The sequence below is a fragment of the Nonomuraea coxensis DSM 45129 genome, assembly GCF_019397265.1.
Taxonomy (GTDB): Bacteria; Actinomycetota; Actinomycetes; order Streptosporangiales; family Streptosporangiaceae; genus Nonomuraea; species Nonomuraea coxensis.
In genome coordinates, this window is record NZ_CP068985.1 from 5,659,185 (window position 1) to 5,684,414 (window position 25,230).

Genomic DNA, 25,230 nt, shown 5'->3' on the forward strand with positions numbered 1-25,230 from the left:
CCGCAAGCGGAAAGCCTCCTTACGCTGACGAAGCCGTGGGAGCGTTCCCATGAATTCCCGCCTGTCCCCCGCCTGTCCGACGAAGGATGGCGCATGCGCGAACTTCGCGAACCGAACGACACCACCACGGCGACGCCCCGCGTTCCCGGGCTGACGGCGCTGGTCGAGGCGCAGGACCCGGGCCGGGTGGCCGTCGTGGACGGCGCGGCCCGCTGGACGTACGGCGAGCTGAACGCCGCCGCCGGCCGCCTGGCCCGCCGCCTCGCCGAGGCCGGCGTCGGACGCGGCGACGTCGTCGCCCTGTACGCCGGCCGCTCCGCCCGCACCCTGGCCGCCATGCTCGCCGTGCTCAGGACCGGAGCCGCCTACCTCCCCGTGGACCCGGACTATCCGGACGCGCGGGTGCGGTTCGTGCTGGAGGACTCCGGGGCGCGGACCGTCCTGGTGCCCGACGAGCTGCGGGAACGTTTACCCGCGGACACTTCGGCGTCCGTTTTATCCCTTGACGACGATTTATCCGCATATAGCGCTGTAAATGTAGAGGTGGCGGTTGATCCGATGGATCCCGGCTATCTGCTCTACACCTCCGGATCCACCGGCCGCCCCAAAGGCGTCGCCGTTCCGCACCGGGCGCTGCTGAACTTCCTCGCCGCCATGCGCGACCTGCTGAACTCCGGCCAGGACGACGTCTGGCTGGCGCTCACGTCGTTGTCGTTCGACATCTCGGGGCTGGAGCTGTACCTGCCGCTCGTCACCGGCGGCCGTACGGTGATCGCCGAGCCCGCCGCCGCCCGCGACGGCCACCGGCTGGCCGGGCTGATCCGCGCCGAGGGAGTCACGCACGTGCAGGCCACCCCCTCGGGATGGCGGGTGCTGCTGGCCGCCGGATACGCCGGCCCCAACGTCACGGCCCTGGTCGGCGGCGAGGCGCTGACCGTGCCGCTGGCCCGCGAGCTGCGGGCGCGCACCGGGCGGCTGTTCAACGTGTACGGGCCGACCGAGACGACGATCTGGTCCACCGCATGGGAGGTGCCCGAGGAACCCGCGGACGTCTCCATCGGCCGTCCCATCGCCAACACCCAGCTCCACGTCCTGGACGAGCGCGGCGAGCCGGCCGAGACCGGTGAGCTGTACATCGGCGGCCATGGCGTGGCCCTCGGTTACCACCGCCGCCCCGGGCTCACCGCCGAGCGGTTCGTCCCCGACCCGTACGGGCCGCCGGGCGCCCGCCTCTACCGGACCGGCGACCTCGTGCGCGCGGAGCCCGGCGGGCTGCGTTACCTCGGGCGTACCGACACGCAGGTCAAGCTCCGGGGGCACCGCATCGAGCTGGGCGAGGTGGAGTCGGCGCTGGAGGACCTGCCGGGCGTGCGGCAGGCCGTCGCCGCCGTGCACCAGGACGCCCTCGTCGCCTACCTCGTCGGTGACGTTCCTGACGACGTGCGGGAACGTCTCGCCGAGCGGCTGCCCGCGCCCATGGTGCCCGCGCTCGTCGTCCCGATGGAGGCGCTGCCCCTCACCCCCAACGGGAAGGTGGACCGCAAGGCCCTGCCGGAGCCCGCCGCCCCGGAGGCGGGCGCGGGGGCCGCGCCGCGGACGGCGGCCGAGCGCGCGGTGGCCGAGGTCTTCGCCGAGGTCCTCGGCCTGGCCCCGCGGCCGGACGAGATGGGGCCGGGCGAGATGGGGCCGGGCGAGCCGGCCGCGGGCGGGACCAGGCCGGGCGGGCCGGCGCTCACGTCGCCGGGGGCCGGCGGCCTGGGGCTAGGGGACGACTTCTTCCTGCTGGGCGGGCACTCCTTGCTCGCCGCGCGGGCGGCGGCGCGGATCACCCGGCGGCTCGGTGTCGAGGCGCCGGTGGCGGCGCTGTTCGCGCATCCGACGGTGGAGGGGTTCGCGCGGGCGCTGGAGGAGCTGGCCGCCCCGTCGGTGCCGCTCCGGCCGCGCCCGGCGGGCAGCCCGGCGCCGATGTCGCCGAGCCAGGAGCGGGTGTGGTTCCTGTACCGGCTCGACCCGGACGACGCCTCCTACAACGTCCATCTGGCGCGGCGGCTGCGCGGCCCGCTCGACGCCGGCCGCCTGGCGGACGCGCTGACCCGCGTCGCGGCCAGGCACGAGCCGCTGCGCACCCGTTTCCCCGAGGTGGACGGCGTGCCGGTCGCGGTGGTCGAGCCGCCGGGACCGGTGCCGGTCGAGCGGCTGGACCTGTCGGCGCTGCCCGAGGACGAACGGGAGGCGGCGGCCCTGCGGCTGGTGACGGAACGGGTGAACACGCCCCTGGACCTGGCCGCCGCGCCACCGGTGCGGGCCACGCTGATCCGGCTCTCGGCGGCGGAGCACGTGCTGTGCGTGGTGTTCCACCACGTGATCGGCGACGGCTGGTCGCAGAACGTGCTGCTGTCCGACCTGGCCGCCTGCTACGCGGGCCGGGAGCTGCCCGCCCTGGCGGTCGGGTACGGGGACGTCGTGCACTGGCGGCGCGAGCGGGAGGCGGCGGGCGCGGGCGAGGCCGCGCTGGCGTACTGGCGGGAGCGGCTGGCCGGCGCGCCGCCGCTGGAGCTGCCCGCCGACCGGCCCCGCTCCCCCGGCCTCGCGCGGCGGGGCGCGTTCCACCGGGCCAGGCTGCCGCACGCGACGGTCTCCGCGCTGGAGGAGCTCGGCCGGCGCACGGGGACGACGCTGTTCATGGTGCTGCTGGCGGCGTACCAGGCGCTGCTGGGCCGGCACGCCGGGCAGGACGACCTGACGGTCGGCACGGCGGTCGCCGGGCGGGACCGGGTGGAGCTGGAGCCGCTGGTCGGCTTCCTGGCCGACACGCTGGTGCTGCGCGCCGACCTGTCGGGCGATCCGGCGTTCACCGAGTTGCTGGCGCGGACGAGGGAGTCGGTGCTCGGCGCGCTCGGGCACGGGGACGTGCCGATGGAGCGGCTGGGCGCGGGCGACGGCAGTCCGCTGTTCAGCACCATGATGATCCTGCACACGCAGGACGACGGCGCGCCGGTGCCGGTGGGCGAGGCCACGGCCGAGGTGTTCCACGCCGCGTACGCGCCGGCGCGCTTCGACCTGACGCTGGACGCCTGGCCGGCGGAGGGCGCGCTGGACCTGGTCTTCGGGTACGAGGCCGCGCTGTTCGACGCGGCGACCGTCGAGGGCCTGGCCCGCCGCTTCACCGCGCTGCTGGCCGGCGCCGTCGCCGAGCCGGAGGCGCGCCTGTCGCGGCTGACCCGGGTGACGGGCGAGGAGCGGGAGCGGCTGGTACACGGCCCGAACGACACCGCGACGGCGCTGCCCGCCGTGCCCGGCCTCCTGCCGCTGGTCGAGGCGCGGGACCCGGGCCGGGTGGCCGTCGTGGACGGCGCGGCCCGCTGGACCTACGGCGAGCTGGACGCCACCGCCAACCGGCTGGCCCGCCGCCTCGCCGAGGCCGGCGTCGGACGCGGCGACGTCGTCGCCCTGTACGCCGGCCGCTCCGCCCGCACCCTGGCCGCCATGCTCGCGGTACTCAAGACCGGAGCCGCCTACCTCCCCGTCGACCCGGACTATCCGGACGCGCGGGTGCGGTTCGTGCTGGAGGACTCCGGGGCGCGGGCGGTGCTCGTGCCGGACGAGCTGCGGGAACGCCTCCCCGCCACCCCCGTCGCGGCGCTGTCCCTCGACGCCGACCTGTCCGCGTACAGCGCGGCGAAGCCGGAGGTGACCGTCCACCCTGAGGACCCCGCCTACCTGCTCTACACCTCCGGGTCCACCGGGCGTCCGAAGGGCGTCGTGGTGCCGCACCGGGCGCTGCTGAACCTCCTCGTCGCCATGCGCGACCTCCTGGGCTCCGGCGAGGACGACGTCTGGCTGGCGCTCACGTCGTTGTCGTTCGACATCTCGGGGCTGGAGCTGTACCTGCCGCTCGTGACCGGCGGCCGTACGGTGATCGCCGGCCCGGAGGCGGCGCTCGACGGGGCGCTGCTGGCCGGCCTGGTCCGCGCCGAGGGGGTCACGCACGTGCAGGCGACGCCCTCCGGATGGCGGGTGCTGCTCGCCGGGGGCTTCAGCGCTCCTGAAGTCACCGCGCTGGCGGGCGGGGAGGCGCTGAGCGAGCCCCTGGCGCGCGAGCTGCGGGCGCGCACGGCGCGGCTGTTCAACGTGTACGGCCCCACCGAGACGACGATCTGGTCCACGGCCTGGGAGGTGCCGCGGGACCCGGGGCACGTGCTCATCGGCCGCCCGATCGGCAACACCCAGGTCTACGTCCTGGACGAGCACGGCGAACCGGCGTACACCGGCGAGCTGCACCTCGGCGGCCACGGACTGGCCCTCGGCTACCACCGCCGGCCCGCCCTCACCGCCGAACGGTTCGTCCCCGGCCCGTTCGGCGCGGCGGGCGGCCGGCTCTACCGGACCGGCGACGTCGTACGGCTGCGCACCGACGGCACCCTCCAGTACGTGGGCCGCACCGACACCCAGGTCAAGCTCCGCGGGCACCGCATCGAGCTGGGCGAGATCGAGTCGGCGCTGGAGTCCCTCCCCGGCGTCCGCCAGGCCGTCGCGTCCGTCCACCAGGACACCCTCATCGCGTACCTGGTGGGTGACGCCCCCGGCGACGTGCGGGAACGCCTCGCCGAACGGCTGCCCGCGCCCATGGTGCCCTCGCTCGTCGTCCCGATGGAGGCGCTGCCCCGCACCCCCAACGGCAAGATCGACCGTGGGGCGCTGCCCGTGCCGGGGACGCGGCCGGGCGAGGAGACGCCGCCGCGGCCCCGCGAGGCCGGGACGGCGCCGCCGCTGTCGCCCGCGCAGGAACGGCTCTGGTTCCTGCACTCGTACCTGGAGGGGGACACCTCCGGCCACCTGAGCCAGGCGCGCCGGCTGCGCGGCCCCCTGGACGAGGACGCGCTCGCGGCCGCCGTCGCGGCGCTGCCCGCCCGGCACGAGGCGCTGCGCACCCGCTACGAGGCCGACGCCGAAGGCCGGCCGCGCGCCGTCGTCCAGGACGCGCACACCCTGCCGCTCGCCCGCCACGACCTGAGCACGCGGCCCGGCGCCGCCGAGGGCCTCACCTTCAAAGAGGCGGCCGCCGCGGAGCTGGTGGCGGAGGTCGCCGGGGAGCCGTTCGACCTGGGGGCGGCGCCGCCGGTGCGGGCGGCGCTGATCCGCCTGGCCCCGGACGACCACGTGCTGTGCCTGGCCGCGCACCCGATCGCGGCCGACGACTGGACGCTGCCGATGCTGCTGGCCGACCTGGCCGCGCTGTACGAGGGCCGGGACGTCCCCCCGCCGCCCGTGCAGGCGGGCGACGTCACGCTCTGGCGGGCGCGCCGCGAGCGGCTGGCCGAGCCCGCGCTGGAGCAGTGGTGCGCCCGGCTGGCCGGGGCCCCGGTCCTCGACCTGCCACTGGACCGGCCCCGGCCCGCCGTACCCTCCAGGATCGCCGCGAGCCACGAGGCGCGGCTGGGCGGCGACCTGGCCCGGGAGCTGCGGCGGCTCGGCGCGGACGCCGGGGGCGGGCTGTCCACGGTGCTGCTGGCCGCGTACCAGGTGCTGCTGGCCCGGCAGGCCGGGCAGACCGGGTTCGTGATCGGCCTGCCGGTGCCGGGGCGGGAGCGGCCGGAGCTCTCCCGGGTCGCCGGGCATCTCACCCGGCACCTGGTGCTGCGCGGCGACCTGTCCGGCGATCCCGGCTTCGGCGAGCTGCTGCGGCGTACGCAGGAGGCCGAGCGGGAGGCGGGCGAGCACGCCGACCTCTCCCCCGAACGGCTCGTCACCGCGCTCGGCGTGGAGCGGGACCCCGGCCGCGAGCCGCTGTTCCAGACCACGCTCACCGTGCGGGAGCAGGCCCCGCCGGAGGCCGCCTTCGGCGAGCCGTTCGCGCCGCGGCCCGCCGACCTCGCCTACGACGTGGCGCTGGAGGCCCGGCCGGACGGCGACGGCCTGGTCCTGGCCTTCCACCACGACGCGGCGGTGCTGACGGCGGACAGCGTGGCGCGGCTGGCCGACGGGTTCCTGGCGCTGCTCGGCGCCGTGGCGAGGAACCCCGCCCGGCGCCTGACCGAACTGGCCGGCTCGGGAGAGCCGGCGGGGGCGGGCGGCGGGGAAGGGGCCGAGCGGGTGCTGGATCCGTGGGGCGTTCCTGTGCCGCCGGGCGCGATCGGCGAGCTGTGGCGGGGCGGGGTCCGTACCGGTGAGCGGGTCAGGCGGCACCCGGACGGGCGGCTGGAACGCCTGCCCGCCCCGCCCACCGTCGGCACCGCCGGCACCGGCCCGCGTCCCGCCTACGTCGCGCCGCGCACCGACGCCGAGGCGCTGGTCGCCGACGTCTGGGGCGAGCTGCTCGGCGTGGCCCGGGTCGGCGTCGACGACGACTTCTTCCGGCTCGGCGGCCACTCCCTGCTGGCCGTGCGGGCCGCCGCCCGGCTGCGCGCCACCGTCGAGGTGGACGTGCCGATCAGGACGTTCTTCACGCACCGGACGCTGGCCGGGTTCGCGGCGGCGACGGAGGAGATCCTGCTGGCCGAGCTGGAGGACCTGTCCGAGGAGGAGGCGCTGCGCCTGCTCGACCCCACGGAGGCCCGGTGACCACGCTCTCCTCCCCCGGCGGCCTGTCCCCCGCCAAGCAGGCGCTGCTGGCCCAGCGGCTGCGGCGGCGGGCCGCCGCGACGACGGTCCCGCCGCGTCCGCCCGGCACGCCGCCGCCGCTGTCGCACGCGCAGGAGCGGCTGTGGTTCCTGGAGCAGTACGCGCCCGGCACCGCCGCCTACACCGTCTCCTGCACGGCGCGGGTGACCGGCGAGCTGGACGAAGGGGCGCTGCGCCGCGCGGTGCGCGAGGTGGCGGCCCGGCACGAGAGCCTGCGCAGCCGGTTCGCGACCGCGGAGGACGGCACGCCGCGGCTGGTGATCGACGCCGAGCCCGCGCCCGAGTTCCTGGTCGCGGCGGCCGGGACGCCGGAGAAGGCGCGGGCGCTGGTGTCGGCGGAGCTGGCCCGGCCGTTCGACCTGGCGGCGGGCCCGCTGCTGCGGGTCCTGCTGATCCGGCTCGGCCCCGCCGAGGCCGGCCCCGCCGAAGCCGGCCCCGCCGAGGCCGGCACGGCGGACGACCACGTGCTCATGCTGGCGGCGCACCACGCGGTGGCCGACGGCTGGAGCTGGGACGTGGTGCTCGGCGAGCTGTTCACGCTGCTGGCCGGCCGCGAGCCCGAGCCGCTGCCCGTCCAGTACGGCGACTACGCGCTCTGGCAGCGTGAGCGCACCGGCTCGGCCGCGTACCGGGCGGACGTGGACTACTGGCGGGCGCAGCTCGCCGGGGTGCCGGCGCTGGAGCTGCCGACGGACCTGCCGCGCCCGGCGGAGCAGACGTTCACGGGGGCGGCGTACGGGTTCCGGCTGGACGCGGAGCAGGCCGGGGCGGTGCGGGCGCTGGCCGAGGCGCGCGGGGCGACGCCGTACATGGTGCTGCTGGCCGCGTTCCAGGCGCTGCTCGGCCGGTGGTCGGGGCAGAGCTCGTTCGCGGTGGGCAGCCCGGTGAGCGGGCGCGGACTGCCGGAGCTGGACGGCCTGGTCGGCATGTTCGTCAACACCCTCGCGCTGCGGGCCGACCTGTCGGGCGACCCGTCGTTCGACGAGCTGGTGGGGCGGGTGCGGGAGACGGCGCTGGACGCCTTCGCCCACCAGGAGCTGCCGTTCGACCAGCTCGTCGGCGAGCTGAACGTGACGCGGGACGTCAGCCGCCCCGCGGTGTTCCAGGTGATGTTCGCGCTGCAGAACTACACCGCCCGGCCGGTGGACGCGGGGCCGCTGGAGCTGGAGTGGTTCCACGCCGACACCGTGGCCAGCCGCTTCGACCTCAGCCTGTACCTGCACGGGGCGGCCGGCGGCGGGCTGGACGGGACGTTCGTGTACAACACGGCGCTGTTCGAGGCCGGGACCGTCGAGCGGATGGCGGAGTCGCTGGAGGCGCTGCTGCGCTCGGCCGTGGCCGCGCCCGGCACGCCGGTGTCCGGCCTGGAGATCCTGACCGAGGCCGGACGGGCCCGGCTGGCCGCGCTGGAGACCGCCGCGCCGCCCGCGCCTCCGGAGGCGGAGCTGCTGCACGAGCTGGTGTTCGCCCAGGCCGGGCGGACCCCGGACGCGACCGCCGTGGTCTTCGGCGGCACCCGGCTCACCTACCGTGAGCTGGCCGGGCGCGCCCGGCGGCTGGCCGCCCACCTGCGCGCCCGCGGGGTGCGGCCGGGCGATCGGGTGGCGGTGTGCCTGGAGCAGTCGGCGGGGGTGGCGGTGGCGCTGCTCGGCGTGCTGGCGGCCGGGGCGGCGTACGTGCCGCTCGATCCCGCGCAGCCGGCCGGGCGGCTCGCGTACCTGGTCGAGGACGCCGGGGTGCGCACGGTCATCACCTCCGGCGGGGCGCGGGAGGCGCTGCCCGGCGGCCTGACGGAGATCGACCCGGACCGGGTGCCGGGCGGGGACGCGCCCGTCGCGGCGGGCATCGGGCCGTCGGACCTCGCGTACGTGATCTACACCTCCGGCACCACCGGGCGGCCGAAGGGGGTCGCGGTGCAGCACCGGGAGGTGGTGACGTACCTGGCGGGGGTGCGCGAGCGGTTCGGCGTCGAGCCCGGGGCGTCGTTCGCGCTGCCGCAGTCGCTGGCGTTCGACTTCGGGGTGACGGTCTTCTACCTGGCGCTGATGACCGGCGGCCGGCTCGACCTGCTGCCGTCCCGTACGTCGGCGCGCGAGCTGGCCGAGCACTTCCGGGAGAGCCCCGCCGACTACCTGAAGATCACCCCGTCGCACCTGGCCGCGCTGCTGGGCGAGGCCGGGCCCGGCGAGCTGCTGCCGCGCCGGCTGCTGATCCTCGGCGGCGAGGCGTCCTCGTGGGCGTGGGCGAGGGAGCTGGCCGCGTACGAGGCTCCGGGACGCGGCCGGTGCGCCGTCGTCAACCACTACGGGCCGACGGAGGCGACGGTCGGCATCACCACGTACGCCGTGGACCCGGAGCGACCGGCTGGGGAGACGACGCTGCCGATCGGCCGGCCGCTGCCCGGCGCGCGGGTACGGGTGCTCGACGAGCGGCTGCGGCCGGTGCCGGTGGGGGTGGTCGGCGAGATCTGCCTGGGCGGTGACCGGCTGGCCCGCGGCTACCTCGGCCGCCCCGCGCTCACCGCCGAACGGTTCGTCCCGGACCCCGACGGCCCGCCGGGCTCGCGCCTGTACCGGACCGGCGACCTCGGGCGGTGGCTGCCGGACGGCACCCTGCGGTTCCTGGGCCGCCGCGACCTGCAGGTCAAGATCCGCGGGTACCGGGTCGAGCTGGGCGAGGTCGAGTCCGTGCTCGCCGAGTTCCCCGGCGTGGCGCAGGCGGTGGCCGAGCTGCGCGGTGACCGCCTGGTCGGCTATCTGCTGCCGGTGGAGGGCGGCGCGCGGGCGCCGGCCGCCGAGGTGCGCGCCTGGCTGCGCGAGCGGCTGCCCGACTACATGATCCCGGCCCGGTACGTCTGGCTCGACCACCTGCCGCTGAAGTCGCACGGCAAGGTCGACCGCGGCGCGCTGCCCGACCCCGAGGACGACCGGCCGGACGGCGGCGCCGCCTTCGTCCCGCCGGACGGGCCCGCCGAGGAGGCCGTCGCGGCGGTGTGGGCCGACGTGCTCGGGCTCGCCCGGGTGGGCGCGCTGGACGACTTCTTCGAGCTGGGCGGGCACTCGCTGCTGGCCATGCGGGTGCTGGCGCGGCTGCGCAGGATCGCGCCGGAGCGGCGGGTCACGCTCATGGACCTGTTCAAGCACACCACCGTCAGGGAGACGGCGGCGCTGCTCGCCGGGGAGGAGCGGGCCCGCGAAGGGGACGGCGGGCTGCTGCACCGGCTCACGCCCGCGCGCGCCACGACGGCGGCCACGCTGGTGTGCGCACCGTACGGGGGCGGCAGCGCGGTGATCTACCAGCCGCTCGCCGACGCGCTGCCCGGCGACTGGGCGCTGTACTCGCTCGCCGTTCCCGGGCACGAGCTCGGCGAGGAGGCGATGCCGCCGGAGGAGGTCGCGCGGCGCTGCGCCGAGGAGATCCTGGCCGGGATCGAGGGCCCGGTCGTGCTGTACGGGCACTGCGGGCTCGGCGCGATGATCACCGCCGAGACCGCGCGGCTGCTGCACGACTCGGGACGCGAGGTGGAGGCCGTCTACCTGGGCGGGATCTTCCCGTTCGCCCGGCCGGGCGGGCGCATGGCCCGGCTCAGGGACCGCCTCGACGACCTGCGCGGCGACCAGGGACGGATCAACGCCCTCACGGCGGCCGGCCTGGATGTGTCGGACCTGAGCCCCGAGGAGCTGCGGCTGATCGTCCGCAACCGGCGGGAGGGGACGCGGGCCGCCGAACGCTACTTCACCCGGCTGTTCGAGGAGGAGCGCGGCCGGCTCGGCGCGCCCGTCATCGCCGTGGCCGGGGAGCGGGACCCGATCATGGAGTTCTACCAGGAGCGCTTCCGCGAGTGGCACGTGCTGTCGCCGGTGACGGCGTGCGCGGTGCTGGACGAGGCCGCGCACTTCTTCGTCAAGTACCGGGCCGGGGAGCTGGCGGAGATCGTCACCCGGACGCACGCCGCCCTCGCCACCGGGGAGACGGCGACGCTGGAGCGGGGGGACGGCGGGCGGACGTGGTGGCTGGAGGGCGTCTCCCACGAGTCTTCCGCGGGCGGGGCGCGGGCCATGGACGTCCCGGCGGCCGAGGCGAGGGCGGCCGCCGGGATCCCACCTCGCTCCGGAGCGGCCGGGATGCCGCCCCGGGGCGGACCGGCCGGGCTGCCGGGCCGGGGCGGGGCGGGCGGGCCGCGGCCGAGTATGCGGCGGTTCTTCGCGGTGGCGGCCGGTCAGGCGGTGTCGATCGTCGGGTCGGCGCTGACCGAGTTCGCCGTCCCCCTCTGGATCTACCTGACCACCGACTCGCTCGTCGACTTCGCCCTGTTCTCGGTGCTGGCGCTGGTGCCCGGCATGGTCGTCGCGCCGCTCGCCGGGACCATCGTGGACCGCAGCGACCGCCGCCGCGTGATGCTGCTCGGCGACGCGGGCGCGTTCGGCACGCAACTGCTGCTCGGCCTGCTGCTGTGGACCGGGAACCTCCAGGTGTGGCACATCTACCCGCTGCTGGTCGGCCTGTCGGTGGCGCTGGCGTTCCAGCGGGTGGCCTACCAGTCGGCCGTGCCGCAGCTCGTCCCCAAACGTTTCCTCGGCCACGCCAACGGCGTCGTCGGCATGATCAACGGCGTCGCGCAGCTCGTCGTGCCGCTCGCCGCGGCCGGGCTGATGTCGCTCATCGGCCTGGAGGGCATCCTGGTCCTCGACGTGGTCAGCTACGCGATCGCCATCGTCAGCCTGCTGCTCATCCGCTTCCCCGCCACGATGGCGCTGCGCCGCCGCGAGACGGTGGCCGCCGAACTGGTCAACGGCCTGCGCTACTCGTGGGGCAACAAGGGCTTCCGGCGGATGGTGACGTTCTTCGCCGTGGTCAACCTGTTCATGGCGGCGCTGTTCCTGATGATCTCGCCGCTGGTGCTGTCGTCGGGGACGATCGCCGACGTGGGGCGGGTGTCGTTCGCCGGCGGGCTCGGGGTGTTCCTCGGCGGCCTCGTCATGGCGGTGTGGGGCGGGCCGCGGGTGCGGCGCTTCCGCGGGCAGCTCATGTTCACGCTGACGCTGGCGCTCTCGGCCGTGGTGATCGGCGCGCGGCCGGACCTCGTGGTGGTCACGGCGGGGGTGTTCGGGCTGTTCCTGTCGCTGACGCTGCTCAACGGCGTCTACACGACGATCGTCCAGGTGAAGATCCCGCAGCGCTACCACGGGCGGGTGTTCGCGCTCAACCAGCTCGTGGCCTTCTCGACGCTGCCCATCGGGTACGCCGTCGTCGCGCCGCTCGGCACGTCCCTCCTCGAACCGCTGCTCGCCGACGGCGGCGCGCTCGCGGACACGGTCGGCCGGGTCATCGGCACCGGCGAGGGCCGTGGCATCGGCCTGCTGTACGTGCTGCTCGGCGCCGCCATCGCCGCCTGCGTGCTGGTCGCCAGGCGGCGGCGCGTCCTGTGGGACTTCGACGCGCTGGTGCCGGACGCGCTGCCCGACGACCTCATCGGTTTCCAGGCCCTGCGCGAACGCGGGGCCCCGGTCAAGGAGGACACATGGACGACTACCAGGTCGTGATCAACCACGAGGAGCAGTACTCGGTGTGGCCCGCGGACCAGGACATCCCGGCCGGCTGGCGGGCGGCCGGGTTCCGCGGCGGCAAGGACGACTGCCTGGCGCACATCGAGGAGGTCTGGACCGACATGCGTCCCCTCAGCGCCCGCTGACCCGCCCCTCCCCCCGGCGGCCCGTCCGAGCGGAAATTGGCTATCGTGTGGAACGCTCACATGGACGTCCGCGGAGGGAGCGGGATGCCGCAGATCCGCCCGCTCCGGCCGGGCGACCCCGAACGGGTGGCCGGCTGGCGGCTCGTCGGCGTGCTCGGCTCCGGCGGCCAGGGAACGGTCTACAAGGCGGTCGGCGAAGACGGGCGCGAGGTCGCCGTCAAGCTGCTGCACAGCCACCTCAGCGGCGACGACGCCGTCAACCGCGGCTTCCTGCGCGAGGTCGAGGCGGCGCGGCGGGTGGCGGCGTTCTGCACGGCGGCGGTGCTCGACGTCGGCACGGCGGACGAGCGCCCGTACATCGTGAGCGAGTACGTCGCGGGCGACACGCTGCAGCAGGTCGTCCGGTCGGACGGGCCGCGCACGGGCGGGGCGCTGGACCGGCTGGCGATCTCCACGCTGACCGCGCTGGCCGCCATCCACCAGGCCGGGATCGTGCACCGCGACTTCAAGCCGGGCAACGTGCTCATCGGGCCGGAGGGGCCCATCGTCATCGACTTCGGCATCGCCAAGGCGCTGGACGCGACGACGATGGCGTCCGGGGTGGTGGGGACGCCGGCGTACATGTCGCCGGAGCAGTTCGAGGGGCAGCGGGTCGGGCCGGCGTCGGACATGTTCAGCTGGGCCGGGACCATGGTGTTCGCGGCCACCGGGCGGCCCGCCTTCGCCGGGGCGACGGTCCCCGCCATTCTCAACGCCGTGCTCAGCGGCGCGCCGGACCTGGGCGGGGTGCCGGAGCGGCTGGCGGAGGCGCTGCGCGCGTGCTTCGCGAGGGATCCGGCCTTACGGCCGTCGCCCACGGACCTGATGAAGCACCTGATGACCCACCGCGGCCCGGCCGCTCCCGCCGCGCCCGCCGCTGCCGGGCCCTGGCCGGGGGCCGGTGTGGCCGGTCTCCCTTCGGCCGGGCCCGTTGGGGGCGGTGGTCAGCCGATGGCCGAGGGGCAGGAGGGCTTCGGAGGGCGTCGGGGGCAGGGCACCGTCGAGGGACGCGGGTCCGCTCAGCGCGGCGGCGGGTTCCAGGGGCCGTACCACGGTGGCATGCCGGACGCGGAGACGTCGCCGGGAGGCAGGGGGAAGGGCGTCAGCCGGCGGGCCGTGCTGAGCGCCGGGGCGGCGGCGCTGGCGACGGCGGCGGTGTCGGCGTTCGTCGCGCTCAGGCCGGAGGGCGGCGCCCGAGGCCAGGACGGGGCGCTGGACCAGCCGCCCGTCCCCGACACCGGTGACGCCATAGGGACGTCCTCCGCCCCCGGCTCGCCCACGCCCACGTCCTTCCAGCCGTCCACCCGGCCGCCCGTCACGCCGGTCGCGGCCGAGCCGTTCGGGACGCTGATCGGGGACCCGGCGGCGCTGCCCGCGGGCACGGGCACCCCGTCGGCGGCGATGGGGGCGAGCGGGCCGTTCGTGGCGATCGGCGCGAACAACGGCTCCGTCGTGGCCTGGGACGTCCCCGCCGGCCCGGCCCGCAGGCTCGGCGACGGCGGCGCGGCGGCGACCGCCGTCGCGTACGGCAACAGCCGGGGCGAGCCGGTGATCGCCTCCGGTCACGCCGACGGCCGCATGCGCCTGTGGAGCCCGTCCGGCAAGAGCCTGGCCGCGCACAAGGCGCCCGATCCGATCATCGCAGTGACCGTCACGGCGGCGGGGCGGGTGGTCGCGGTGTCGCAGAAGTACGACAGCCTGCGCGACCTGCGCGGCACCGTCCGCCTGTGGGACGTCACGACCGGCAGGCAGATCGGCCCCACGGGCACCGAGCACTTCCAGGGCGTCAACGGCCTGGCCTTCGGCCGCCTGGGCGGCGCCGACGTGCTCGTGACGGGCGACGGCGCGAACCGGATCCGGGTGCGTCCCCTGTCCACGGGGGTGGTGTCGGGCACGTTCAAGACCGGCGAGGTCGGCGGCATCGAGCGGCTGGCGTGCGGTGAGCTGAAGGGCGAGCCGGTGCTGGTCTCGACGCACCTGGACGCCACCTTGCGCGTGTACGACCTGAGGTCGGGCAAGCGCAGGAAGAAGTGGGACTTCAGCGACCGCAGCCCCGACGACCGTGGCACCGCCGCGCTGGTGACCGGCGCCCTGGGCGGCGTGCCGGTCGCGGTCGTGGCGCACACGCCGTCCGGCGGGAACGCGTTCGTGCGGGTCTGGAGCCTCGCCGACGGGGAGATCGTCGGGGAGTTCGGCTCCGGCGAGGGCGGCGGGATCCGGGCGCTGGCGCTCACGGAGCAGGCGGTGACCCGGCCGGTCGTCGCCACGGTGGGCGAGGACCGGCGGCTCCGCCTGTGGAGCCTCGGCGGCCCCGGCTGACCCGTACCGCAACGTTTTCCAGAAAGGCTGTGCCGTGCCGATCATCGTGGACCTGACCAGCGGAGCCGTCGAACGCGAGCACCGGGACGACGGGCCCGCCCACCACGACGGGACGATCCTCGGCCTGCGGCTGATGACCGAGCGCACGCCGCCGGGCCTGGACCCGTACGACCCCCGGGCGCTGCTGTTCGTGGCTCCCGGACGGCTCGGCGGCGTCCGCGCGCCCGGCCTGGCGAAGGCGGTGTTCCTGGCCAAGTCGCCGTTGACCGGGGTGGCCGGGGAGACGCACGCGCTCGGCCCGTTCGCGGCCGGGATGCGGGCCGCCGGGGTGCGGGCGCTGGCGGTGACGGGGCGGGCGGCGCGGCTGTCGTACCTGCTGGTGGAGGACGGCGAGGTCAGCGTGCGGGACGCGGAGGAGCTGCGCGGCCTCGGCACCGCCGCGACCACCGACGCGCTGCGGGCCCGTCACGGCGGCGACGCCTCCGTGGCGGCGATCGGCCCGGCCGGGGAGAACCTGGTCCGGTACGCGAGCGTCGTCACCGACCTCGCCCACCCGGCCCCCCGGTACGGGATCGGCGCGGTGTTCGGCGCCAAGAACCTCAAGGCGCTGGTGTGCGTGGGCGATGCCAGGCCGCCGGTCGCCGGCCCGGAGGCGCTGGCGGGCGTCGCCGCCTTCTACCGGGAGGCGCTGCCGGGCAACCGGCTCGCGGCCTGGCAGCACGGCGAGCCGGGGTTCGCCGGGTGGACGGGCGAGCCGCCCGCGCCCGGCTACGCCGCCGTGCGCAACTTCTCCGTCACGGCCGCGACCGGGCTGCGCGCCCCTCAGGAGGACGGCTACGCGGGCCGCGCGGTGACGCTGCGCGGCGCCTGCCCCGGCTGCCCCAACGACTGCCTCAAGGTGTACGCGCCGCCGTCCGCGCCGGAGCGCCGCTCGGGCGGGCTCGGGCAGGAGGCGTTCCCTTCGCTCGGCTGGAACCTCGGCATCGACGACCTCGACACCGTCCTGGCCGCCAACGCCCTCTGCAACGACCTCGGCCTCGACCCGGTGAGCCTGGGCGGCACGCTGGCCTTCGCCATGGAGTGCGCCGGACGCGGCCTGCTGCCGGGCGGGCCCGCCTTCGGCGACGCGGCGGCCCTGCCCGCCCTGGTGGCGGACGTGGCGCACCGGGCCGGCGAGCTGGGCGGCCTGCTGGCCGGGGGCGCCGCCCGCGCGGCCGGCAGGCTGGGCCCGGAGACCGTCCGGTACGCGATGACGGTCAAGGGCGCCGAGCTGCCCTGCTTCGACCCGCGCGTGCAGCCGGGGCTCGGTCTCGGCTACGCCCTCGCTCCGGGCGGTCCCCGCTACGACGCCCTGGAGCACGACCTGGACTTCGACCCGGTCGAAGGGCTCACGTACTGCTTCCCCGAGGCGGCGCGGATCGGGGCGGAGCCGGCGCCGGCCGGCCGCCTGGACGCGGCGCGGGGCACGCGGACCGCCCGCCTGCTGCGCCTGTGGAGTGCCCTGGACGCGCTCAACGTGTGCCTGTTCGCCTCCTCCCCCACCCGGCCGCTCACGCTGGACCGGCTCACCGGGCTCGCCGCCGCCGTGCTGGGACGCGAGTTCCCGGTCGCGGAGCTGCTGGCGGCCGGGCAGGAGCGGCTGGACGCGATGCGGGCCTACGCCGCGCGCGAGGGACTGGCGGGCCGTGACGAGCTGCCCGCGAGGCTGCACGAGGAGCCGGTCGCCGAGGGGCCGTACCGGGGGGCGGTGCTGGAGCGGGAGGCGTTCGCCGAGGCGCGGGCGGCCTTCCGCGCCGAACTCGGCTGGTAGGGCCGGCAGGTACGTCAACGTGCTCGGCGGCGCGTCCCACCGCAGGGTGATCCCGTGCCGCGCGGGTAGGAGCGGTTCATCCGCCGGAGAGGAGGGGGCGATGCGGAGCGACGGCGAGCGCGCCCTGGGCGGCCTGCTGGCGGCCCGCGGCGGCTGTGGGTGCCGCTGCTCGACGGCGGCGACGCCTACGACCACGCGGTCGACGGGGACGTCCTGCACGTGTCGCTGTTCGACGCGATGGGGCACGACACGGCGGCCGGGCTGACCGCCTCGGTCGCGCTGGTGATCCGCGGCGGCCGGCGGGTGGCGACGCTGGAGAGCGTCCCCATGCCGGACCCGCCGATGGGCTTCGGGCTGGGCATGTCCAGGGGGCTGCTGCGCTACCAGCTCGAACCCGGCGACCGGCTGCTGTTCTACACCGACGGCATCGTCGAGGCGCGCAGCCCGGACGGCGAGCTGTTCGGGCTGGAGGGCTTCGCCGGCTTCGTGGTGCGGCACGAGGCCGACGGCGTGTCCGCGCCGGAGACGCTGCGCCGGCTCATCCAGGCGATCCTGCGGCACCAGGGCGGCCGGTTGCAGGACGACGCCACGGTGCTGACCGTCGAGTGGTACGGCGAGCGGCACCGCCTCATGACCCTGTCCTGACCTGCGGCGGCATTACCAACTCCAGTCCTCCGGCCGATCAGGACGGGAGGTTGCCCCCAAAGGGCTCGGGTACGCCGGAAACCGGATGTTCCCGACCAACGCAAGGAGCCCGGCGTCATGCCTTTCAACCCATTGCAGGAGCGGGGTATCCCGCTGGACAAGCAGCTGCGGAACTGGCGCGAGCTGAACGTGACCCCCGTCGACCCCGATCACTGCGACCCCTACACGCTCTGCCGCATCATCACGATGAACGGCATCGAGATCGAGGCGATCCTGTTCAGCCACCACCTCGCCCGGCACTGCCCGGACATCGAGCTCAAGCAGCAGCTCGCCCGCACCCGCTACATCGAGGCGCAGCAGCAGAAGGCCGTCAACTGGCTGCTGCCCGGCGTCGCCTCGGTGCTGGAGACGACGATCTCGTACGAGCAGGTCGCCGTCGACCTGACCGCGTGGGTGGCCCGCATGGAGCCGGACCCGTATCTCAAGCAGGCCTACGAGTTCGGGGTGCTGGAGGACTTCGACCACCTCTACCGCTACGCCAACCTGTACGAGATGATCGAGCACCGCAAGGCGGAGAAGATCGTCGACAACCTGACCGAGGTCATGCCGGGGCGGCCGACGTACCTGCATCACCGCGACCCCGTGGACAACGTGCGTGAGCCCTACGACCGCTCCAGCACCGCGCCGGTCTCGAAGCTGCACGCGCTGACGATCATGGCCGCCGAGCAGCAGACGATGAACTTCTACATGAACGTCGGCCCGACGTACATGGAGCCGATCGCGCGCCAGCTCTACCAGGAGATCGGGATGGTGGAGGAGGAGCACGTCACCCACTACGAGTCCCTGGTGGACCCGGGCGAGAGCTGGTGGGAGATGCTGCTCAACCACGAGTACAACGAGTGCTACCTCTACCACTCGTTCATGCAGACCGAGTCCGACCCCAAGGTGAAGAACATCTGGGAGCTGCACCTCAACATGGAGCTGGAGCACCTGCGGCTGGCGGCCGAGCTGTTCAAGAAGCACGACGGCCGCGACCCCGAGCAGGTGTGCGCGCCCGAGCTGCCGCAGGCGGTGACGTTCGAGCCGAACAAGGCGTACCTGCGGGAGCTGCTGGCGACCCAGATCGACTACACGACGCTGGGCACCGGCTATGTCCAGGAGGCCCACGAGCGCTTCGAGAAGATGCAGGAGGCCGTCATGGGCGGCGAGCAACCGGCCTCCGAGCGGGTGATCACGGAGAACCGCGCCAAGTCGGGGCGGGAGTACCGGCTGCAGACCGAGGGCGAGCACCCGGTCCACAGCCTGGCGATGAGCCGCCGTTGACACCACCACAAATCGGACTTTAGGTTGATGCGAAACGTTTCGACAAGCTCTCGTCCGGAGCCCGATGTCCTCGTTACGTGACGTGGCCGAGCGCGCCCAGGTCGCGGTCAGCACGGTCTCCGCCGCGCTCAACGGCACCCGGCCGGTCGCCGCCGCCACCAAGCGGCGCATCGAGCAGGCCGCCGCCGAGCTCGGCTACCGCCCGAACCTGCTGGCGCGCGGCCTGCAGAGCAAGCGGACCAGGATCCTCGCGCTGCTGTTCCCGACGCCGGACGGCGGCTTCGGCCACACGGAGATGCTCTTCGCGACCGGGGCCGCCGAGGCGGCCAAGGAGCTGGGCTACCACCTGCTGCTGTCGCCGGAGAACGCCGACCCGATCGACGAGCTGCGCCACCTCACCGGCCTCGGGCTGGTGGACGGCGTGCTGCTCATGGAGGTGCGGCTCGACGACGAGCGGACGGAGTTCCTGGCCGCGTCCGGGGTGCCGTTCGCCATGATCGGGCGTACCCGCGAGCCGGACGCGATCGACCACGCCGACATCGACTTCGCCGTCACCGCCCGCGACGCGGTCGCGCACGTGGCCGGGCTCGGCCACCGCGAGCTGGCCTTCTTCAACCTCTCCCCCGGCCGGTACGCCGAGGGCTACGGCCCCGCGGCCCGGATGGCCGGGGAGTTCGCCGCGGCCGCCCGCGAGGCGGGCCTCGGCTACGCGGACGGGTTCCGTCCCGGCTCGGCCGAGGAGGGCAGGCGGGCGTTCGAGCGGCTGATGGCCGAGCGCCCCGGCGTGACGGCGCTGGCCGTGGCCGGCGACCTCGCGGCGGCCGGCGTGCTCGCGGGCGTCGCGGCGCGCGGCTGGCGCGTCCCGGAGGACCTGACGCTGGTGCTGGTGCTGTCGTCGGCGCGGGCGGCGGCGATGTTCCATCCGAGGCTGACGACGCTGGAGCCGCCGAGCGCCGAGCTGGGCCGGCTCGGCGCGCGCATGCTCATCGACCGGCTCCAGGGCGACGGCCCGCCGCGGCAGCGGCTGCTGCCGTGCCGTCTGGTGCCCGGCGACAGCTCGGGTCCCCCGCGAGCGGGCGCGTGAGCGGGCCGCGCCCGCGCGGGACGCACCGCCTCACCGCGGGCCGCGGCCTGCTGTTCGGCGGCGACTACAACCCCGAGCAGTGGCCGGAGGAGGTCTGGGCCGAGGACGCCGCGCTGATGCGCGACGCCGGGGTCAACCTGGTGACCGTCGGCGTGTTCAGCTGGGCGCGGCTGGAGCCGGAGCCGGGGGCGCGCGACTTCGGTTGGCTGGACCGGGTCATGGACCTGATGGCCGGCGCCGGCATCGCGGTGGACCTCGCCACCCCGACCGCCTCGCCGCCGCCGTGGCTCGGGCATCTCCGGCCGGAGACGCTGCCGCTCGACGCCTCGGGGCACCGGCTCTGGTACGGCTCCCGCAACCAGTTCTGCCCGTCCTCGCCCGTCTACCGGGAGCGGGCGCTCGGCATCGTGCGCGACCTCGCCGCCCGCTACGCGGGCCACCCCGCGCTCGCCCTCTGGCACGTGGGCAACGAGTACGGCCAGGTCTGCCACTGCGACGTCTCCGCCCAGGCGTTCCGCGACTGGCTGGAGCGGCGCTACGGCGGCCTGGACGCGCTCAACGCGGCGTGGGGCACCACGTTCTGGAGCCAGCGCTACTCCGGCTGGGCGGAGATCCTGCCGCCGCGCCGGGCCCCCTACCTGGTGAACCCGACGCAGAGCCTCGACTGGTGGCGGTTCTGCTCCGACGCGCTGCTCGACCACTTCCGGGCCGAGCGCGACGTCCTGCGCGAGCGCACGCCGGACGTGCCGGTCACCACGAACTTCATGGGGCTGTTCAAGCCGGTGGACGCCTGGAGGTGGGCCGCCGAGGAGGACGTCGTCTCCAACGACTGCTACCCGGACCCCGGCGACCCGCTGGCCCCCGCGCGGACCGCGCTGGTCCACGACCTCATGCGCGGCCTGGCGGGCGGGCGGCCGTGGCTGCTGATGGAGCAGGCGGCCGGCGCCGTCAACTGGCGGCCGCACAACCTGCCCAAGCCGCCGGGGCAGCTCCGGCTGGAGTCGCTGCAGGCGCTGGCCCGGGGCGCGGACGGCCTGTGCTACTTCCAGTGGCGCGCCTCCCGCTTCGGCGCCGAACGCTTCCACTCGGCGATGGTGCCGCACGCAGGACCGGACACCCGGCTGCACCGCGAGGTGCGCGCGCACGGGCGGGAGCTGCGCGGGCTCGGCGAGGTCGCGGGGCAGCCGGTGCCGGCGCGGGTGGCGCTGGTGTTCGGCTGGGAGAACTGGTGGGCGCTGGAGGAGCCGGGCCGGCCGAGCGACCGGCTGCGGGCCGACGAGCAGGCGCTCGCCTACTACCTGCCGCTGTGGGAGCGGGGCGTGAGCGTGGACGTGGTCCCGCCGGACGCCGAGCTCGGCGGGTACGCGCTGGTCGTGGTCCCGAACCTGTTCCTCGTCGCCGACCGGGACGCGGCCGCGCTGACCGCGTACGTGCGCGGCGGCGGCGTGCTGGTCGTCGGGCCGTTCTCCGGCGTGGTGGACCCGGACGGGCACGTCCGCGCCGGGCGGTTCCCCGCGCCGCTGCGCGCGGCGCTCGGCGCCTCCGGCGAGGAGTGGCTGCCCGCGGCGGGCGAGGCCGGCTGCCGCTGGCGCGACGGCGGCGGCGCGTTCACCGCCCGCACCTGGACGGAGCTGATGACCGCGGAAGGAGCCGAGCCGGTGGCCGAGTTCACGGGCGGCGACCTGGCGGGGCGGCCGGCCGTGCTGCGGCACCGGGCCGGCGGCGGCACCGCCTGGTACGTCGCCACGCTGCCGGAGCCCGCGGCCCTCGCCGAGGTCATGGCGCGGGCGCTGGCGGACGCGGGCGTGCGCGGCGAGGTCGCCGAGCTACCCGCCGGTGTCGAGGCGGTACGCCGCGGCGAGGTGCTGTTCCTGCTGAACCACGGCACCGCGACGGCCCGCGTGGACCCCGGCGGGCGCTGCGAGGACCTGCTGACCGGAGCCGTCGCCGACGGCCCCGTGACACTGCCGCCGCGCGCGGTCGCCGCGCTGCGCCGGCGCACCTGACCCACCTCGGGGGACGGACGGGATGAAGTTCAAGGACGGTTACTGGCGGATGCGACCCGGGGTGCGGGCCTCCTACGCCGCCGCGGCCCACGACGTCACGGCGGACCGGGCGGGCGGGTCCTTACGGATCCTCGCGCCCACCCGCCCGATCACCCACCGCGGCGCCACCATCGACGGCCCGGTCCTGCGCGTGGACGTCTCCTCACCGATGCCGGACGTCATCAGCGTCCGCACGGTGCACCTGGCCGGGTCGGTGCCGGACTCCCCCGCCTTCGAGCTGCGCGGGGAGCCGGCTGCGGCCGGGATCTCCGTGGACGCCGGCCACGCGAGCCTGACCAGCGGCTCGCTCACCGCCCGGCTGCGCAGGGACGCGCCGTGGGAGCTGGTCTTCAGCGCCGGCGGCAGGGAACTGACCCGCGGCGACGGCAGGAGCCTCGCCGTCATGGAGGACGCCGGCGGCCGGCACTTCCTGGCCGAGCAGCTCCGGCTGAGCGCCGGGGAGCTGGTGTACGGGCTCGGCGAGCGCTTCGGCCCGCTGGTGCGCAACGGGCAGACGGTCGACATCTGGAACGACGACGGCGGCACGGCCAGCGAGCTGGCCTACAAGAACATCCCGTTCTACCTGACCAACCGCGGCTACGGCGTGTTCGTCAACCATCCGGGGCGGGTGTCGTTCGAGGTGGGGTCGGAGACGGTGTCGCGGGTGCAGTTCAGCGTCGAGGGGCACGAGCTGGAGTACCTCGTGATCCACGGCCCGACGCCGGCCGACATCCTGCGCCGCTACACCGCGCTGACCGGCCGCCCGGCGCTGCCGCCCGCCTGGTCGTTCGGGCTGTGGCTGTCCACGTCGTTCACCACCGACTACGACGAGGCCACGGTCACGTCGTTCGCGGCCGGCATGGCCGAGCGGGACATCCCGCTCAGCGTGCTGCACTTCGACTGCTTCTGGATGCGGCGCTACCGCTGGTGCGACTTCGAGTGGGATCCGGAGACGTTCCCCGACCCGGAGGGCATGCTGCGCCGGCTCAAGGAGCGGGGGCTGCGCGTGTGCGTCTGGATCAACCCGTACATCGGGCAGGCGTCGGCGCTGTTCGACGAGGGCCGGCGGCTCGGCCACCTGCTGCGCCGCCCGGACGGCACGGTGTGGCAGGACGACCACTGGCAGGCGGGGCGGGCGCTGGTCGACTTCACCTCGCCGGCCGCGCGGGAGTGGTACGCGGGCAAGCTGCGCGCGTTACGTGACATGGGCGTGGACGCGTTCAAGACCGACTTCGGCGAGCGCGTCCCGACGGACGTGGCCTACGCCGACGGGTCCGATCCCGAGCGGATGCACAACTACTACGCGCTGCTCTACAACCGGACCGTCCACGACGTGCTGGCCGAGCGCGGCCCCGCCGTGCTGTTCGCCCGGTCGGCGACCGTCGGCGGGCAGCGGCTGCCGGTGCACTGGGGCGGCGACTGCGAGTCCACGTTCGAGGCGATGGCCGAGTCGCTGCGCGGCGGGCTCTCCCTCGGCCTGGCCGGGTTCGGGTTCTGGAGCCACGACATCGGCGGGTTCGAGGGCCGGCCCGACCCGGCGGTGTTCAAGCGGTGGGTGGCCTTCGGGCTGCTGTCGTCGCACAGCCGGCTGCACGGCAGCTCGTCGTACCGGGTGCCGTGGCTGTTCGACGAGGAGTCGGTGACCGTGCTGCGCGCGTTCACCAGACTGAAGGCGCGGCTCATGCCCTACCTGTACGGGGCCGCGGTGCGCGCCACCACGGACGGGCTGCCGGTGATGCGGGCGATGCAGCTCGAGTTCCCCGGCGACCGGGCCTGCGACCACCTCGACGCCCAGTACATGCTGGGCCCTGACCTGCTGGTCGCGCCGGTGCTGTCGGCCGGGGGCGAGGTCTCCTACTACGTGCCCGCGGGCGAGTGGACCCGCCTGCTGGACGGCGGGACGGTGACGGGCCCAGGCTGGCACGCCGAGCGGCACGGCTTCGACAGCCTGCCGCTGCTGGTGCGGCCGGGCGCGGTGCTGCCGGTCGGGGCCCGCGAGGACCGGCCCGACTACGACTACGCCGACGGCGTGACCCTTCAGGCGTACCGGCTCGCGGACGGCGATCACCGCACTGTTACCGTTCCCACCGTGGACGGGGGCGCCGGGGCGGTCTTCGAGGTGTCGCGGGCCGGCGGGCGGGTGCGGGCCCGGCGCGTCGAGGGCGCGGCCGGCCCCTGGAACCTGCTGGCCGGCGGCGTACGGGCAGCCGCCGGGCCGGACACGGACGAGATCGAGATCATCCTTGAAGGAGCGACATGACGACCTTCCCCGAGAGCTTCCTGTGGGGCACCGCCACCGCCGCGTACCAGGTCGAGGGCGCCTGGAACAAGGACGGCCGCGGCCCGTCCATCTGGGACACCTTCTCGCACACCCCCGGGCTCGTCGCGAACGGCGACACCGGTGACCTCGCCTGCGACCACTACCACCGGCTGGACGGCGACCTCGACCTGCTGGCCGAGCTCGGCGTCGGCGCCTACCGCTTCTCGATCTCCTGGCCGCGCGTCCAGCCGGGCGGCTCCGGCGGCCTCAACGAGCCGGGCGCGGCCTTCTACGACCGGCTGATCGACGGCCTGCTGGCCCGCGGCATCGCCCCCGTCGCCACCCTCTACCACTGGGACCTGCCGCAGGAGCTGGAGGACGCGGGCGGCTGGCCGGCCCGCGACACCGCGCTGCGCTTCGCCGAGTACGCCCGCCTGATGGGCGAGCGGTACGGCGACCGCGTGCACACCTGGATCACGCTGAACGAGCCGTGGTGCTCGGCGTACCTGGGTTACGGCTCGGGCGTGCACGCGCCCGCCCGCACCGACCCGGCCGCGGCGCTGGCCGCCGTCCACCACCTCAACCTCGGGCACGGCCTGGCGGTGCAGGCGTTGCGCTCGACCGCGGCCGGGGACGCGAGGATGTCGGTCACGCTCAACCTGCACCACGTGCGCGGCGTGTCCGAGGCGGACGCGGCGGCGGTGCGCAAGGCGGACGCCCTGTCCAACCGGGCCTTCCTCGGGCCGATGCTGGAGGGCGCCTACCCGCGCGACCTCATCGAGGCCACCTCGTCGGTGACCGACTGGTCGTTCGTGCGCGACGGCGACGAGGCCACCGCCCGCCAGCCGCTGGACGTGCTCGGCGTCAACTACTACAACCCGACGCTGGTGCGGCACTGGGACGGCTCCGGCGCGAAGGAGACGGCCGACGGCCACCAGGACGGGGCCGCCTCCCCGTGGATCGCCTGCGAGGATGTCGAGTTCGTGCGCCAGCCCGGCCCGTACACCGAGATGGGCTGGAACATCGACGAGACCGGCCTGACCGAGCTGCTGCTGCGCCTGAGCCGCGACCACCCGTCGCTGCCCCTCATGATCACCGAGAACGGCGCCGCGTTCCCGGACCCGGTCGCGCCGGACGGGCTGGTCCACGACGCCGACCGGGTCGACTACCTGCGCCGGCACCTGACCGCCGTGGCGGAGGCGATCACGGCCGGCGCGGACGTGCGGGGATACTTCGTGTGGTCGCTGATGGACAATTTCGAGTGGGCGCACGGGTACGCCAAGCGGTTCGGCATCGTCCGGGTGGACCGGGAGACGATGGAGCGCACCTGGAAGGACAGCGCCCACTGGTACCGCGACGTGGTCGCCACCGGCAAGCTCCCCGAGTGAGGCC

11 protein-coding genes are annotated in these 25,230 nt (G+C 75.4%); all 11 read left to right on the forward strand.

Translation table 11 applies throughout. From position 1 onward, the window contains the following. The first annotated feature begins 93 nt into the window (after window positions 1-93). The 11 genes from Nocox_RS26545 to Nocox_RS26595 all read left to right on the forward strand — a co-directional run bounded on the left by Nocox_RS26545 (window position 94) and on the right by Nocox_RS26595 (window position 25,226). On the forward strand, window positions 94-6,561 hold the full coding sequence (locus Nocox_RS26545) for a non-ribosomal peptide synthetase (protein WP_020547522.1): 6,468 nt from the start codon (window positions 94-96) through the stop codon (window positions 6,559-6,561). Further along, window positions 6,558-12,164, forward strand: coding sequence for a non-ribosomal peptide synthetase/MFS transporter (locus Nocox_RS26550; RefSeq protein ID WP_020547521.1), 5,607 nt, complete (start codon window positions 6,558-6,560; stop codon window positions 12,162-12,164). The genes Nocox_RS26545 and Nocox_RS26550 overlap by 4 nt, the downstream gene beginning before the upstream one ends. Next, window positions 12,143-12,313 carry an MbtH family protein gene (locus Nocox_RS26555; protein WP_020547520.1) on the forward strand — a complete coding sequence of 57 codons (171 nt, stop codon included), beginning with the start codon at window positions 12,143-12,145 and terminating at the stop codon, window positions 12,311-12,313. The genes Nocox_RS26550 and Nocox_RS26555 overlap by 22 nt, the downstream gene beginning before the upstream one ends. Window positions 12,314-12,397: 84 nt before the next feature. Further along, window positions 12,398-14,671 carry a WD40 repeat domain-containing serine/threonine protein kinase gene (locus tag Nocox_RS26560; RefSeq protein WP_020547519.1) on the forward strand — a complete coding sequence of 758 codons (2,274 nt, stop codon included), beginning with the start codon at window positions 12,398-12,400 and terminating at the stop codon, window positions 14,669-14,671. A 34-nt stretch (window positions 14,672-14,705) separates the two neighbouring features. After that, window positions 14,706-16,481, forward strand: a complete 1,776-nt coding sequence (locus tag Nocox_RS26565; protein WP_020547518.1) for an aldehyde ferredoxin oxidoreductase C-terminal domain-containing protein — start codon at window positions 14,706-14,708, stop codon at window positions 16,479-16,481. Window positions 16,482-16,640: 159 nt separating this feature from the next. Next, the gene (locus Nocox_RS26570; protein WP_020547517.1) at window positions 16,641-17,126 is read left to right on the forward strand and encodes a PP2C family protein-serine/threonine phosphatase; all 486 of its coding nucleotides are present in this window, start codon (window positions 16,641-16,643) and stop codon (window positions 17,124-17,126) included. A 117-nt stretch (window positions 17,127-17,243) separates the two neighbouring features. Then, window positions 17,244-18,449: a ferritin-like domain-containing protein gene (locus tag Nocox_RS26575; protein WP_026215229.1), complete on the forward strand. Its 1,206-nt coding sequence runs from the start codon at window positions 17,244-17,246 to the stop codon at window positions 18,447-18,449. 64 nt (window positions 18,450-18,513) lie between these two features. Continuing rightward, window positions 18,514-19,533 carry a LacI family DNA-binding transcriptional regulator gene (locus Nocox_RS26580; RefSeq protein WP_020547515.1) on the forward strand — a complete coding sequence of 340 codons (1,020 nt, stop codon included), beginning with the start codon at window positions 18,514-18,516 and terminating at the stop codon, window positions 19,531-19,533. Then, window positions 19,530-21,539: a beta-galactosidase gene (locus Nocox_RS26585; protein ID WP_020547514.1), complete on the forward strand. Its 2,010-nt coding sequence runs from the start codon at window positions 19,530-19,532 to the stop codon at window positions 21,537-21,539. The genes Nocox_RS26580 and Nocox_RS26585 overlap by 4 nt, the downstream gene beginning before the upstream one ends. A 22-nt stretch (window positions 21,540-21,561) precedes the next feature. Beyond that, window positions 21,562-23,838, forward strand: a complete 2,277-nt coding sequence (gene yicI, locus Nocox_RS26590; protein WP_020547513.1) for an alpha-xylosidase — start codon at window positions 21,562-21,564, stop codon at window positions 23,836-23,838. Then, a complete protein-coding gene (locus tag Nocox_RS26595) occupies window positions 23,835-25,226 on the forward strand; it encodes a GH1 family beta-glucosidase (protein ID WP_020547512.1) in 1,392 nt (463 codons plus the stop codon). The genes yicI and Nocox_RS26595 overlap by 4 nt, the downstream gene beginning before the upstream one ends. Window positions 25,227-25,230 lie beyond the last annotated feature (4 nt).